The sequence below is a fragment of the Neisseria subflava genome (genome assembly GCF_003044645.1).
Classification (GTDB): domain Bacteria; phylum Pseudomonadota; class Gammaproteobacteria; order Burkholderiales; family Neisseriaceae; genus Neisseria; species Neisseria subflava_B.
In genome coordinates this window covers 287,297-301,380 of sequence record NZ_POXL01000002.1, presented here as the reverse complement: position 1 = coordinate 301,380, position 14,084 = coordinate 287,297, and the positions used below count along the sequence as shown (strand labels likewise).

13 protein-coding genes are annotated in these 14,084 nt (G+C 49.3%); 8 read left to right on the top strand and 5 right to left on the bottom strand.

Features of this window, described 5'->3' with window-relative positions:
• Positions 1-68: 68 nt before the first annotated feature.
• Both DBY97_RS03320 and DBY97_RS03315 read right to left on the bottom strand, forming a co-directional pair.
• Positions 69-932, bottom strand: a complete 864-nt coding sequence (locus DBY97_RS03320; RefSeq protein ID WP_107857410.1) for a mechanosensitive ion channel family protein — start codon at positions 930-932, stop codon at positions 69-71.
• 21 nt (positions 933-953) lie between these two features.
• Positions 954-1,448 (bottom strand): restriction endonuclease, encoded by a 495-nt coding sequence (locus tag DBY97_RS03315; protein ID WP_107857409.1) that lies wholly within the window; start codon positions 1,446-1,448, stop codon positions 954-956.
• Between the two features lie 285 nt (positions 1,449-1,733).
• Between DBY97_RS03315 and DBY97_RS03310 the strand changes: the two genes are divergently transcribed.
• Both DBY97_RS03310 and DBY97_RS03305 read left to right on the top strand, forming a co-directional pair.
• Complete coding sequence (locus DBY97_RS03310) at positions 1,734-2,069, top strand: hypothetical protein (RefSeq protein WP_107857408.1); 336 nt, start codon at positions 1,734-1,736, stop codon at positions 2,067-2,069.
• A gap of 109 nt (positions 2,070-2,178) precedes the next feature.
• Positions 2,179-2,532 (top strand): hypothetical protein, encoded by a 354-nt coding sequence (locus DBY97_RS03305; protein WP_107857407.1) that lies wholly within the window; start codon positions 2,179-2,181, stop codon positions 2,530-2,532.
• A gap of 132 nt (positions 2,533-2,664) precedes the next feature.
• Here the strand turns inward: DBY97_RS03305 and dnaE are convergent, their stop codons facing one another.
• Both dnaE and DBY97_RS03295 read right to left on the bottom strand, forming a co-directional pair.
• Entirely contained in the window at positions 2,665-6,099 is a 3,435-nt protein-coding gene (dnaE, locus tag DBY97_RS03300; RefSeq protein WP_107857471.1) for a DNA polymerase III subunit alpha, read from the bottom strand.
• Positions 6,100-6,193: 94 nt separating this feature from the next.
• On the bottom strand, positions 6,194-7,342 hold the full coding sequence (locus DBY97_RS03295) for an alpha/beta hydrolase (RefSeq protein WP_107857406.1): 1,149 nt from the start codon (positions 7,340-7,342) through the stop codon (positions 6,194-6,196).
• Between the two features lie 121 nt (positions 7,343-7,463).
• Here DBY97_RS03295 and DBY97_RS03290 point away from each other — a divergent pair, with 121 nt between their 5' ends.
• The 3 genes from DBY97_RS03290 to DBY97_RS03280 all read left to right on the top strand — a co-directional run bounded on the left by DBY97_RS03290 (position 7,464) and on the right by DBY97_RS03280 (position 8,914).
• On the top strand, positions 7,464-8,369 hold the full coding sequence (locus DBY97_RS03290; RefSeq protein ID WP_107857405.1) for a LysR family transcriptional regulator: 906 nt from the start codon (positions 7,464-7,466) through the stop codon (positions 8,367-8,369).
• A 115-nt stretch (positions 8,370-8,484) separates the two neighbouring features.
• Positions 8,485-8,718 carry an RNA-binding S4 domain-containing protein gene (locus tag DBY97_RS03285; protein WP_107857404.1) on the top strand — a complete coding sequence of 78 codons (234 nt, stop codon included), beginning with the start codon at positions 8,485-8,487 and terminating at the stop codon, positions 8,716-8,718.
• Complete coding sequence (locus DBY97_RS03280; RefSeq protein ID WP_049350781.1) at positions 8,696-8,914, top strand: hypothetical protein; 219 nt, start codon at positions 8,696-8,698, stop codon at positions 8,912-8,914. Before DBY97_RS03285 ends, DBY97_RS03280 begins: the two co-directional genes overlap by 23 nt.
• 212 nt (positions 8,915-9,126) lie before the next feature.
• Here DBY97_RS03280 and yihA read toward each other — a convergent pair whose 3' ends face one another.
• Positions 9,127-9,768 (bottom strand): ribosome biogenesis GTP-binding protein YihA/YsxC, encoded by a 642-nt coding sequence (gene yihA, locus DBY97_RS03275; RefSeq protein WP_107857403.1) that lies wholly within the window; start codon positions 9,766-9,768, stop codon positions 9,127-9,129.
• 215 nt (positions 9,769-9,983) lie between these two features.
• Between yihA and DBY97_RS03270 the strand changes: the two genes are divergently transcribed.
• The 3 genes from DBY97_RS03270 (at position 9,984) to ccsB (ending at position 14,005) form a co-directional block, all read left to right on the top strand.
• On the top strand, positions 9,984-10,607 hold the full coding sequence (locus DBY97_RS03270; RefSeq protein WP_003684518.1) for a c-type cytochrome: 624 nt from the start codon (positions 9,984-9,986) through the stop codon (positions 10,605-10,607).
• 265 nt (positions 10,608-10,872) lie between these two features.
• On the top strand, positions 10,873-12,825 hold the full coding sequence (locus DBY97_RS03265) for a cytochrome c biogenesis protein ResB (RefSeq protein ID WP_199900734.1): 1,953 nt from the start codon (positions 10,873-10,875) through the stop codon (positions 12,823-12,825).
• Entirely contained in the window at positions 12,818-14,005 is a 1,188-nt protein-coding gene (ccsB, locus tag DBY97_RS03260) for a c-type cytochrome biogenesis protein CcsB (protein ID WP_107857401.1), read from the top strand. Before DBY97_RS03265 ends, ccsB begins: the two co-directional genes overlap by 8 nt.
• The last annotated feature ends 79 nt before the right edge of the window (positions 14,006-14,084 follow it).

The following is a 14,084-nucleotide window of genomic DNA, read 5'->3' as shown; positions in this document are numbered from 1 at the left end:
TTTTCCTTATTGTTGATTGTGAACTTCATTATTGTAAGGGATTTAATTGTATCAATAAACAAACCGTACTATTTTGTTTGGTTGATCAGTCGGTATTGCGTGCGCAAAAATTCGTCTAAGACGGCCTGTTGTATTTCCAGCCGTTTGGAAACGGGGGAGGCGAAGCGTACGATGATGTGGTACACCTTGTCATCATGCGGCACGCGGGACACGCGCGGCTGGGCGGCGGGGGTAATAAAGAGTTTTTGCGCTTGAACGTTTTCCAAATATTGTTGGATAACGGGAACATAGGCTGCGCACAAGGGCTCAAGAACGGCTTTCAGACGGCCTATGATTTCGTCCGAATCCAAATGAATCGGCACGGGGATTTCCACTGTATGAATCACATAATTGCCCAAAATATTGTCGCGGCGCACGGTATGGCTCAAAAGCAGGCTGTTGGGAAACGAGAGCGTTTTGCCGGAAAGTTGGCCGATCAACGGATTAGGGCCGATTTGCATCATCAGCGTGTTCAGCATATTGATATCGACCACCCGTCCGCGCAGGCCGTTGATTTCGATATAGTCGCCGATGGAATATTGTTTGGTTACCGAGCGCAGGATGCTGCCGGACAAACACATAATCAGCTCTTTGGTTGCCACCACAATCGCCGCGGCCACTGCAAACATCGACAAGGCCAAAGTTTGAATCTGCGCCGCCCAAATCATCGCCAGCCCGAGCAGGATCAGCAACATGGTCACGTTGCGGCTGAACACCAGCGAGCGGCGTTTGTTTTCAATGCTCAAATCCGGATGGCTGCGAAAATGCGCCGAGAGCAAAATGCTGCGCCCGGCAATGACGGCCACAATCATCAACATCGACATCAACGCCGATTTAATAATTTCTTCACTGACAGGCAAAGCGTTCAGCCATTCATGCATGGTGTTCCACATAATCCTGTTTCCTTTCCCTTCTTAGGCCGTCTGAAAACCCACGCGTTCAAAAATTTCTGCCGCACACGCTTCCGATACCGCAAACAAAGTTGCTACGCTGCCCAAAGCCCGTTGCGTAGCCGCACTCAAATCATCACGGCACACTTCGCCCAGCCACTCAACCGGCCGCACCAGCGACATTTTTTCATCGTCCCATTGCGGACAATGTACCGCGCCGCCCGTAATCCTGCCAACCCGATAACGGCGCAAAGCAGGCGAGTAGGTCAGTACGGCATCTCCATCGGCCAACTCGTTGACAAACCGCCACATCTGAGCCGCACCCGATTGCGCCGTTCTCAATTTCACATCCGGCACGGCCGAACGGTAAATATCCGTCAGTTCCTCACGGCCAAAACCCTTAGCCGCCGCTTCGGCCAGCATAGGCCAGGCCAACGCCGCCACACCGCGTTCAAAAAATACATCATAAAGCGCACCTTGCGTGCTGCGAACCATATAAAGTCTGGCTTGTTTTCCCATTGCAGTACCTATTTGTTTGAAGAACCCATCCCTTTGTTTCATGTTACCTGTTACGGCTGAAAAATTCGATATTTTACATTGCCGGAAGGGTTTGAATTCTCGCTGAAAATAAATGAATTATAGATGAAAGGCCGTCTGAAAAATAAAATAGGCTGATATATCAACAGATGATATATCGTAACAATATATTAATAACTGTAAAATTTTTTACGTTTGCATCAAAAAAAGATAAGATAAAAAATCAATCGCGAAAGATTGCTATTCACTGAACATTAGGAGAGAAAAATGACCTGTAAAACCCACGAACATCATGACCATGTCCACGGCGAAAACTGCGGCCACACTGCCATCAAACACGAAGGCCACGTCGATTATCTGCACGACGGCCATCTGCACCATGAGCACAACGGCCACTATGACGAACACGCCCTGAGCGTCAATGAAACCAACCCTGACGGCTGTCATCCGGTTGACACCTGCCACGGCCACGTTCACGGCGAAGGTTGCGGCCACGAAGCCGTACCGCACGGCGATCACGTCGACTACATCGTCAACGGCCGTCTGCATCACCAACACGGCGATCACTGCGACGACCACGGCCCGGTTGAAATCGTTAAATAAAACTGTTTTTCAGACGGCCTTTGATATGGGGCATCTGTAGGAAAAGGGGGTGTATTTTCACCCCCTTTTCATATATATTGTCGTACCCTACACTAAAACAGCCATTATTATGTTTGACATCATATTTGTATTGGTATTCGGCAGGCTCCAAGCCTCCGGAACACTGAATTACCCCGATAGGCTTTATCCCATCTGGAAATGGGTGCTAGGCGCAAGCATGCTTTATGCCGCGATAGGGACAATGCTGGGATATGCTTTCTCCGGTTCCTTCTCCCTAGTCAGTTTTTTGCTGATTATTGCCTTGTCATCCACCTGGTTCTCTCTGTATTTCAAACTGTTGCGGCTTACCGCCTCAAAAACTGTACTGAACCAATGTATTTACTGGGTACTTGGTATTGTTTCGGCATTGTCGTTCCCCTTTGTTGTGGGTTATCTTTCCTTATTAATCAAAGGCTTCGTGTAATAAACTTTTCAGATAATCACTCTACTCAATAAGGCCGTCTAAAAGCCTAAATCTTTATCCGATTTATTTTTTAAAGCACTTTTAAAATTAAAGGCAGTCTGAACGTATTATAGTTTCAGACGGCCTTTAGTTTTACCAATTCACGCGGACAGCCCTGCTGCCGAGCAATGTTTCCAGTTCGTCAAATAACGCGGAGCTCGGCGTAACCATCCATTTCGGTGGCACTTGAAACCTGCCCGACGCTTTGCTGTTGCTGTACGACAGCTGCAACGGGATGTGCGACGTGTCGGGCAGGCGGTGGGCGGTGAGGATGGCGGCGAGGCGCGTGATGTCGTGTCCGGGGGCGAGGGCGAGGCTGAGGCTGCGGGCGTAGCGTTCGCGCGCCATTTGCAGGGTCATGACTTGGTTGGCCATGATGCGCAGCCCATCGCCGCCGCCGTAATCGTCACGGCTGATTTTGGATTCGATAATCAGCACTTGGTCAGATTTGAGGTAGTCGGCGCAGTTTTCCAGCGTCTGGCCGCTGACCATGATTTCAATCTGTCCGCTCAAATCTTCGAGGCTGACGAAGGCGATTTTGCCGCGCTTGCCCATCATGGTGCGCACGGCGGTGACGAATCCGGCGAGGCGCACGCTGTCTTGCGGTTTCAGACGGCCCAATTTGGTCGGGGCGATTTGGCGGACTTCTTGGGCATACGGGCCGAACGGATGGCCGGACAGGTAGAAGCCGATGACGGTTTTTTCTTCGGCGAGTTTTTCCGATTCGCTCCACATGGGCGCGTCGATGAGCTGCACCGGTTCGATGGCGTCTTCCATCATGTCAAACAGCCCGCCCTGATTGGCGTTGGCGGCTTTTTGGTCGGCGTTGTTCATAGCGAGGTCGATGTTCGCCAAGAGCATGGCGCGGTTGGGTTCGATGCTGTCGAACGCACCGCCGCGTATCAGGGCTTCGAGGGTGCGGCGGTTCATGTGTTCTTTGCCGACGCGTTCGCAGAAATCCAACAGGCCGGTAAACTTGCCGCCGCTTTGCCGCGCGGCGATGATGGATTCGACGGCGGCTTCACCCGTGCCTTTAATCGCGCCGAGTGCGTAGCGGATTTTCATGTTCGGATACGGTGTGAAGCGGTAGTCGGATTCGTTGATGTCGGGCGGCAGGAACTCGATGCCGTTGGCGCGGCAGTCGTCGTAGAAATGTTTGAGCTGGTCGGTGTTGTCCAATTCAGACGACATAGTTGCCGCCATAAATTCGGCGGGGTAATGGGCTTTGAGCCATGCGGTCTGGTAGGAAATCAGGGCGTAGGCGGCGGCGTGGGATTTGTTGAAACCGTAGCCGGCGAATTTTTCCATATAGTTGAAGATTTCGTCGGATTTTTCGCGCGAAATGCCTTGTTTCGCCGCGCCTTCGGCGAAGATTTCGCGGTGTTTCACCATTTCTTCGGGCTTTTTCTTACCCATGGCGCGGCGCAACAAGTCTGCGCCGCCGAGCGAGTAGCCGCCGATAATTTGCGCTGCCTGCATCACTTGTTCTTGATACACCATAATGCCGTAGGTTGGTGCGAGGATGCCCTCGAGCAGCGGGTGGATGTATTGGAATTCCTGACCCTTCATGCGCGCAACGAAGTCGGGGATGTTGTCCATCGGGCCGGGTCGGTAGAGCGATACGAAGGCGATGAGTTCTTCAAACTTGGTCGTATGCGCCGTTTTCAGCATTTTTTTCATGCCGGTCGACTCGAACTGGAAGACGGCGGTGGTGTTCGCATCGCGGAAGATTTGGTAGGCAACCTGGTCATCAAGCGGAATCTTGCCGACATCGACGATGTCGCCGGTGGTGTTTTTGATGTTGTTCTGCGCCATTTCGATAATGGTCAAGTTGCGCAGACCCAAAAAGTCGAACTTCACCAACCCCACGTCTTCCACGTCGCCCTTGTCGTACATGGATACGGGCGAGGCGGATTCGTCCGCCTGATACACGGGGCTGTAATCGGAAATCTTGCCCGGCGCAATCAACACGCCGCCTGCGTGCATACCCAAACCGCGCGTCAGGTCTTCCAGCTTTTTCGCTAGCGTAATCAGTTCGTCCGCTTCTTCCGCTTCGATTAATTCCTGAATCTGCGGCTCGGCCTCCATGGCTTTTTCCAAACTCAGGGGTTTGTTGGCTTCTAATGGAATCAGCTTGGACAGTTTGTCGCACAGCATAAACGGCAGTTCCAGCACGCGTCCGACGTCGCGGATGACCGCTTTGGATGACATCGTGCCGAAGGTAACAATCTGGCTAACCGCCTCCGCGCCGTATTTTTCGCGCACGTATTCAATCACGCGGCCGCGGTTTGCCTGACAGAAGTCCACGTCAAAGTCGGGCATGGAGACGCGTTCAGGGTTTAAGAAACGTTCGAACAGCAGCGCGTATTTGAGCGGATCAAGGTCGGTAATCTTCAATGAATACGCCACCAGCGAACCTGCACCCGAACCACGGCCCGGCCCTACCGGACAGCCGTGCGTTTTTGCCCAGTTGATAAAGTCTTGTACGATAAGGAAATAGCCGGGGAATTTCATCTGGATAATGATGTTCAACTCAAAATCCAGCCGCTCCTGATATTCCGGCATTTTCGCCGCCCGTTCCGCCTCGTCGGGATAAAGCTGAACCATGCGTTCCTGTAAGCCCTCGTTGGATAGCTTCACCAAATAATCGTCCAGCGACAAGCCGTCCGGAGTAGGGAAGAGCGGCAGGAAGTTTTTGCCCAATGTGATGTGCAGGTTGCAGCGTTTGGCAATTTCCACCGTGTTTTCGAGGGCTTCGGGCAAATCGGCGAAACGTTCGGCCATGGTTTCCGGCGGAATGAAAAACTGGCTCGGCGTGAAATCGCGCGGACGTTTTTTGTCCGTCAATACCCAGCCGCCCGCGATGCACACCCGCGCCTCGTGTGCGTTGAAATCGTCGCGGTTCATAAACTGTGTCGGATGCGTCGCTACCACCGGTAAACCCAATTCCTCTGCCAGTTTCACGCTGCCGGAAACACAAGCTTCCCATTCGGGGCGTTCGGGCAGGCGTTGCAGCTCTAAATAAAACGCATCGGGAAACCACGCCGCGTATTTCAACGCCGCCGCACGCGCCGCGTCTTCATTGCCGTTTAAGAGATTCACGCCCACTTCGCCGTAATGCGCGCCGCTCAAACAAATCAAGCCGCTGTTGTCGCCGTTTTCCAGCCATTCGGGATTGAGTTCCGCATGATGGATATTGCGGTCTTTGCCGACATAGGCCTCCGTCAAAAGCTCGCTCAAACGCAGATAGCCCGCATCGTTGCGGATAATCAGCATGGCGCGAAACAGCTTGTCAGGCGCATTCGGATTACCTATCCACACATCCGCCGCGCCGATGGGCTTAATCCCTGCGCCGCGGCAGGCTTTATAGAATTTCACCAAACCGAATTCGTTCATCAAATCGCTGATGCCCAAAGCAGGCAAACCGTATTCCTGCGCTTTGGCAATCAGTTTTTTAATCCGCACCATACCGTCGGTAATCGAGAATTCGGTATGCAGGCGCAGGGGGATATAGGTCGGCTCGGTCATGGCAAAATCGGCGAAAAAAGAAAAACTGTATTGTAGCAGGGTTGACAAAGGCCGTCTGAAACACTCATTTCAGACGGCCTTTTATTTATTCACATTATTTCAATTTCGCTTTGAAGAACTGCTCGAATTTATCAAACGGAATTTTACCCGTGCTGTTGTCGTATAAATCCGTGTGTGTTGCACCTAGTGCGATGTATAGCTCTTTATCTTTGCTACCTAATGCTTTATAAGCATCTTCACCGAAGTAACGGCTGTGAGCAATTTCACCGTGAACCACTAAAGCTGGCGATTTCAATTCTGCCGCATATTTCAAAATTGGCATATTAATCAGCGGTAACATACCCGTTACAGTCCAAGACGCATCAGGGTTTGAGTTTACGCTACGAGGGTGGTAGCCGCGTTCGGTACGGTAGAAGTTGGCGTATTCTTTAACGAATTTAGGGGTTTCCGCTGTGAAATCTTTTTTCGGATCAAGGTTGTTGGCCGGTAATAAGTCAGTATAACCGTTTTTTGATGTTTCCCAACGTGCGTTGCTCATATCCAATTTCATTTTATAACGTGCATCAGCACTTTGTGCAGGTGCGCGATCGTATGAACCATCAGCATTCGCTTGCATTTTGATTTCATAGTCGTTTGCTGTAACACGGGTCATATCGTACATCGTGCTGACTGCTACAGCTTTGATGCGAGGGTCTGATACCGCTGCGTTCAAAGCAAATCCGCCCCAGCCGCATACGCCTAAAATTCCGATTTCATCACGATTAACATTATCTAAAGAACCTAAAAAATCTACTGCTGCTGAGAAGTCTTCGGTGTTGATTTCTGGTGATGGTACATTACGTGGTGTGCCTGAACTTTCGCCAGTGTATGAGCCATCAAAGGCAATAGTAACGAAACCACGTTCAGCTAACGTTTGGGCATAAAGACCAGATGTTTGCTCTTTTACCGCACCAAATGGACCGCTTACTGCAATCGCGGGTAATTTACCTTTGGCGTTTTTCGGTACATATAAATCACCAACCAAAGTTAAACCGTAGCGGTTTTTAAAGATCACTTTGCGATGATCTACTTTATCGGATTGTGGGAAAATTTTGTCCCATTCTTGTGTTAATTGAATCGTTTGAGCCGGTACTTCAACGGCTGTGGCGTTTTGTGGTAATGCGCCCATGGCGTTTCCTCCTAATAATGTTGAACCTAAAACTGCTACAAGTGCGGTTGTTTTGAAAAATGTTTTTTTACTCATGCGTTATCCTTTAATTTGAGAGTGATTGTTTCGTTGATGTGGGCATTATAGGAATTGAATTATTTTCAGTAAATTTATAAAATGCAAATTTATAATTTCTAAAAATGGAATAATGAACTGTATGAAAAATCGCTTTGAAAGCCTAAAAATTTTCTGTTCACTGGCGGAAACCTTACAATTTAAAGAAACCGCTAATCGCTTAGCTGTTTCGCCACCCGTTATTACACGAATCATTGCTGAATTGGAAGATTATTTAGGTGAGCCGCTTTTTCAACGTAATACTAGACAGGTTAGGCTGACCGATTTTGGTGAGCAATTTTTACCTGAGGCGCAAGCTTTATTGGCACAAAGCGAACGCTTATTTATATCCAGAAAACAACGTCAAGAAAATGACATGACAGGTTTGGTACGCATTACCGTGCCGAGCTGGCGAATTAATGATAGTGTTCTGTCGCAATTACTGACCGCACTTGTACCTTATCCTGATCTGATTATTGATTGGCGTGACGATATGAGCAAACTTGATGCCATAACGCACCGTGTTGATATCGGGCTGCGCATTGGTTTAAAACCAGATGAAAATTTTATTGTTAAAAAAATTACGGACATTGGCGATATATTAGTTGCCTCACCGGAGCTCATAGCACAACTAGGCAAACCTACTTCATTAGATGATTTGGCAGAACACTATCCTTTTGCCGGACAAATTAACCTTAACACAGGGCGAGCATGGCATTTCCCGATTAACAGTGAGCAAGTCTTGAACCCCCGCCGTATTAATTTTTTAAGTACAGATTTATACAGCTATTTGCAGGCTGTATTGCAAGGAAAATCAGCAGGAATGTTGAGTGATTTCTTGTGTGAGCCTTATCTAAAATCAGGACAGCTTGTTCGTTTATTTCCTGAAGTGGAGATTCAAAAATGGCAACTATTTTTATACCGCCCATACGAAACTGTTACACCACCAAGGGTCTTAAAAGTCTTTGAAATACTTGAAGGAATTTTGAAAAAGGAATTCGAGAGATAGCCAAGCGTGAGAATTTTGCAAAGCTCTTGGGTTTATCAGAATGAATAAAATAGGAGGAGGATTTTCTTTCAGACGGCCATGTTAAAATATCGCCATTATTGAAAAGGATTAAATGATGGAAGCAACTGTCTATCTTGAAGACAACGAATACATCGCTTTATGCGACCTGTTGAAATTGGCCGGTCTTGCCGAAAGCGGCGGACAGGCAAAAGCGTTTATCGCCGAAGGGCTGGTGTTGCGCAACGGCGAAACCGAAATGCGTAAAACTGCCAAAATACGCGGCGGCGAAGTGATTGAGTTTGACGGTGCGCGCTTGGAAATCGCCGATGGATACGACCCTGAAGAATAAAGCCGAAGCCATCTTGGGCGAGCCGTTGTTAGACGAACCTGTCCGCCCCGAGTCGTGGGAATGTTGCGGCAGCGAGTGCGGCGATGCTTGTATTCAGACAATGTATTGGGCGGAAAAAGCCCGATATGACGCGCAACGGCGGAAATTGAAAGAAGCTGGTTGGACGGATGGCGAAGATGAGGCAAAGGCCGTCTGAAAAAGGTTTAGTTGAATAAAACCATGCTTTTTAAGAATTTTCACTGATACGTCGTTGTTTTTAGTTTGCGATAAGAAAATAAAAGGCGCAATAAAAAAGGCATGTGCATACATACCCTTTGGAAGAGAGATAAAAAAACGGCATTGTGGAAAACAAATGACGGAATAAGATTTGCGGTTGGTCAACTTATCTCATTCCGCCTTGTTTTACAATCATTCAGGCGATGTTTCGCCTGCAAGATTCTCGATTTCTTCGCGATACGCGTCAAACCATGAGCCGACCACTTGATTGACTTCGTCCATACCTTGCTTTTTCAGGCTGGAGAACAGTTGAACGCTGATTTTTTGACGCTCGGTGTAGGGCTTGAGTGATTTTTTTACCGCCGCCAAAGTTTTAATCTGGTCATTTTTAGACAGCTTGTCTGCTTTTGACAGCAGGATATGCACAGGGCGGCCGGTGATGTGGAAGAAGTCCAGCATCTGAATGTCCAAAGCCTTGAGAGGATGGCGCGAGTCCATAATCAAAATCAGGCCGATCAGCTGGCGGCGTTGTTGCAGGTAGTCGCCCAAGAGTTTGACCCAGTGCGCACGGATGGCCTCCGGTACTTGCGCGTAGCCGTAGCCGGGCAAGTCGACCATGAAATTGCCGTTTTCCAGTTCAAAGAAATTGATGTGTTGGGTGCGGCCCGGTGTTTTGGAAACATAGGCAAGGCGCACATGATTGGTTAAAGTATTGATGGCGCTGGATTTACCTGCATTGCTTCGGCCGACAAAGGCAATCTCGGCCGGCGTGTCGGGCAGGTCTTTCAGATGGTTGACCGTTGTAAAGAATTTGGCGTTTTGAAAAAGGTTCATCAGTATTTCCTTGCATGGAAACAAAACTGCAACATCATAATTTGTATCGGGCATTTATGTTGCAGCAGTTTGGTAATTTGAGTAGTAATTTAATGTAAACTTGGTATAGAATAGCACGTTTATAGAATTATCGGTTTTAATCGGGAAAATTCCCCGGTATTTGAGTATAAAAAAGGCATTGACGCGGTACGCAATGCTGTAATCAGGAGCACTCCATGAAACGATTGACTTTATTGGCCTTGGTATTGGCTGCCGGTGCGGTTTCCGCTGCCCCTAAAGCAGATGCTGAAAAAGGCAAACAGGTAGCGACTACTATCTGTGCGGCGTGTCACGCAGCCGATGGTAACAGCGGTATCGCAACTTATCCTAAACTGGCAGGTCAGGCTGCGGCCTACACCTACGGTCAAACCATGGCCATCAAAGACGGTACCCGTACCCACGGTGCTGCCGGCGTGATGAAACCGATGGTGATGAACTTGTCCGAGCAAGACATCCGCGACGCTGCCGCCTACTACGCCAAACAACAAGGCAAACCGGGCGAAGCCAATCCTAAAGAAAACCCAGAGCTGGGTGCGAAAATCTATCGCGGTGGTCTGAGCGCTAAAAAACTGCCGGCATGTATGTCTTGCCACGGTCCTAGCGGCGCAGGTATCCCTGGCGGCGGTACTGAAATCCAAGCCTATCCTCGTCTGGGCGGCCAACACAAAGCTTACGTTGTCGAGCAAATGAAAGCTTACCAATCCGGCCAACGCAAAAACGCCATCATGGCCGATATTGCCAACCGCCTGAGCGAAGAAGAGTTGAACGCAGTAGCCAACTTCATCCAAGGTTTGCACTAATTTCGTTTTGAAACGAGCTTATTGATACAGGCCGTCTGAAAACCCTTCAGACGGCCTTAGCCAATATATGCCGATAAGCCTGATTAGTTTTTTCAAATAGCGACAGCAAGATTTTGACTACAATATACAGTATTCTTCCTTTCGCATCATAACGTCCATCGCAGCCCGATTGATTGGGTTGTTCAAAGCCGACAGTTGAAACATGAGTAAATCTTCATCATCCGTCCCACTTATCCGTAGACCATGGTTTGCCTTTTTCAGCTCCATGCGTTTTGCCGTCGCTCTGCTCAGCCTGTTGGGCGTGGCTTCGATTATCGGTACGGTCTTGCAACAAAATCAGCCACAAGTCGATTATTTGGTGAAATTCGGCCCGTTTTGGTCGCAGATTTTCGGCTTTTTGGGCCTGTACGACGTGTATGCCTCGGCGTGGTTCGTTGTCATCATGATGTTTTTGGTGATTTCCACCGGATTGTGCTTGATTCGCAATGTTCCGCCGTTTTTGCGCGAGATTCGTTCCTTCCGTGAAAATGCCAAGGAAAAATCGCTGGCGGCAATGCGCCATTCCATCGTTTTAGACGGACAGGTGACGCCCGAAGTTGCACAACGTTATTTGGAAGTGCAGGGCTACGGCTGCAAAACCGTTACGCGTGAAGACGGCTCGGTTTTGGTGGCGGCGAAAAAAGGCGCGATGAACAAATGGGGCTATATCTTTGCCCATGCTGCGCTGATTGTGATTTGTTTGGGCGGTTTGATAGACAGCAACATCCTGCTGAAAATCGGTATGCTTACCGGCCGGGTCGTGCCGGACAATACGGCAGTTTACGCCAAAGACTTTAAGCCCGAAAGCGTGTTGGGTACGTTCAATTTGTCGTTTAGGGGCAATGTCAATATTTCGGAAGGGCAGAGCGCGGACGTGGTATTTCTGAATGCGGATAACGGCATGCTCGTGCAAGACTTGCCGTTTTCCGTCAAATTGAAGAAATTCCATATTGATTTTTACGATACCGGTATGCCGCGCGATTTCGCCAGCGACTTGGAAGTCACGGACAAGGCAACCGGCAAAGTCAGCGAACACACCATCCGCGTCAACCATCCTTTGACGCTGCACGGTATTACGGTTTATCAGGCAAGTTTCGCCGACGGCGGCTCGGACTTGACGTTTAAAGCGTGGAATCTGGCTGATGCCGACCGTACGCCGGTCAAACTCAAAGCGACTTCCATGCGCGAGTTTCCGCTGGATTTGGGCAATACCTCTTATAAACTGGAATTCGACCAGTTTACTTCGATGAACGTCGAAGACATGAGCGAGCCGTCTGAAAAAGAGCAAAACTTAAAATCAGCCATCAATGATGTTCGCTCAGTCCGTCAAGAAGGCAAAAAATACACCAACATCGGCCCGTCTATCGTTTACCGCATCCGCGACAAAGCAGGGCAGGCGGTCGAATATAAAAACTATATGTTGCCGGTAAAACAAGATGAAGACTATTTCTTCATTACCGGCACACGCAGCGGCTTGGCGCAGCAATACCGCTGGTTGCGCATTCCGATGGATAAAAACGGTAAAATCGATACCTTTATGGCTTTGCGCCAATATTTGAAAGACGATGCGGCACGCCGTAAAACTGTTGCCAACGCCGTTAAAGGCGCGCCTGCCGAAATCCGTGAACAATTCATGGCGGCGGCGGAAAATACTTTGTCGATTTTTGCCAAAGGCGGCTATTTGGCTTTGGACGAATTTGTTACCACCAACATTCCGAAAGATCAGCAGGAAAAAATGCAGGGCTATTTCTACGAGATGCTCTATGGCGTGATGAATGCCGCTTTGGAAGATACGATCAGCACATACAATCTGCCGGCTTGGCCGCAAGATGAAAAACGCAACCGATTCCTGCTGCACGCAATGGACGCGTACACCGGTTTGACCGAGTATCCTGCGCCGATGCTGCTGCAACTGGAAAGTTTTGCCGAAGTGCGCTCTTCCGGCCTGCAGATGACCCGTTCGCCGGGCGCATTCTTGGTGTATTTGGGTTCGGTATTGCTGGTGTTGGGCACGGTGTTTATGTTCTATATCCGTGAAAAACGTGCTTGGCTGCTGTTTTCAGACGACCGTATCCGTTTTGCCATGTCTTCCAGCCGCAACGAACGCGACTTGCAGAAAGAATTTCCGCAACACACACGGCAATTGCAGCAGCTTGCCAAGGATTTGAACCATGAATAACAAACATCAGGCCTTGCCCGAGCATGAGCTTCTGACACACAAATCATTTATCCGAAATCTCAACCTCTTCGACTGGGCATTCGCACTGCTGATTGCCATCGGTGCGTTTATTGCCCAAACCCAAGCCGGTCTGCATATAGACATCTACGAAATGGTAATTTTGTGGGCGAGTGCTGGTATTGCCGTTTTTCTGGGTTGGTTTTTCAAACCGATGCGCTGGTTTATCCCTTTGGGCGTGTGCTTGGCGTATTTGGCGGTTGATTTATATGGCGGAGACATCAAACATGCAGACGGTTTCCTGCTCAAATACCTGTTAAGTAGCCAGTCGGCGATTATGTGGCAATGCGCGTTTGTGTTCTTTGCCTTGTTTGCCTATATCGTCGGCGCGATGGCGGCGGTGCGCAAGAATGTGCCGACCAATACGCTTTTGGGCATGGGTACCGTGTTTGCATGGGTCTCCGCGATGGCGGGCTTTGTCGGTTTGCTGGTACGCTGGCATGAAAGCTATCTGCTGCGTCCCGATGCCGGCCATATTCCGGTTTCCAACCTTTACGAAGTATTCATCTTGTTCTTGGTCATTACGGCGCTGATGTATCTCTATTACGAAGGCCGTTTTGCCGTACAAAAACTGGGTGGCTTTGTCTTCAGCTTTATGGCAATTGTGGTCGGATTTGTCTTATGGTACAGCGTTTCACGCGAGGCTCATGCCATTCAGCCGCTGATTCCGGCTTTGCAGTCTTGGTGGATGAAAATCCACGTTCCAGCCAACTTTATCGGCTACGGCGCATTCTGTATTGCCGCCATGCTGGGTATTGCTGAACTGCTGGCACTCCGAAAAGAAGATGCAGGCAAAAAATCATGGTTGCCGCACTCGCAAGTCATTGAAGAAGTCATGTACAAAGCGATTGCCGTCGGTTTCCTGTTCTTCACCATTGCCACCATCCTCGGCGCATTGTGGGCGGCCGATGCGTGGGGCCGCTATTGGAGCTGGGACCCGAAAGAAACTTGGGCATTCATCGTTTGGCTGAATTACGCTATTTGGTTGCATTTGCGGCTGGTGGCAGGCTGGCGCGGCAAAGTGTTGGCTTGGTGGGCGGTTATCGGCCTGGTCATTACCGCCTTTGCCTTTATCGGCGTGAATATGTTCTTGAGCGGCCTGCATTCTTACGGCACTTTGTAAACCGCTTATTCCGCACTTTATTTCAGACGGCCTTTTTCCGTTTTCGGAGAAAACGCCGTCTGAATCGTTTTTAATCATT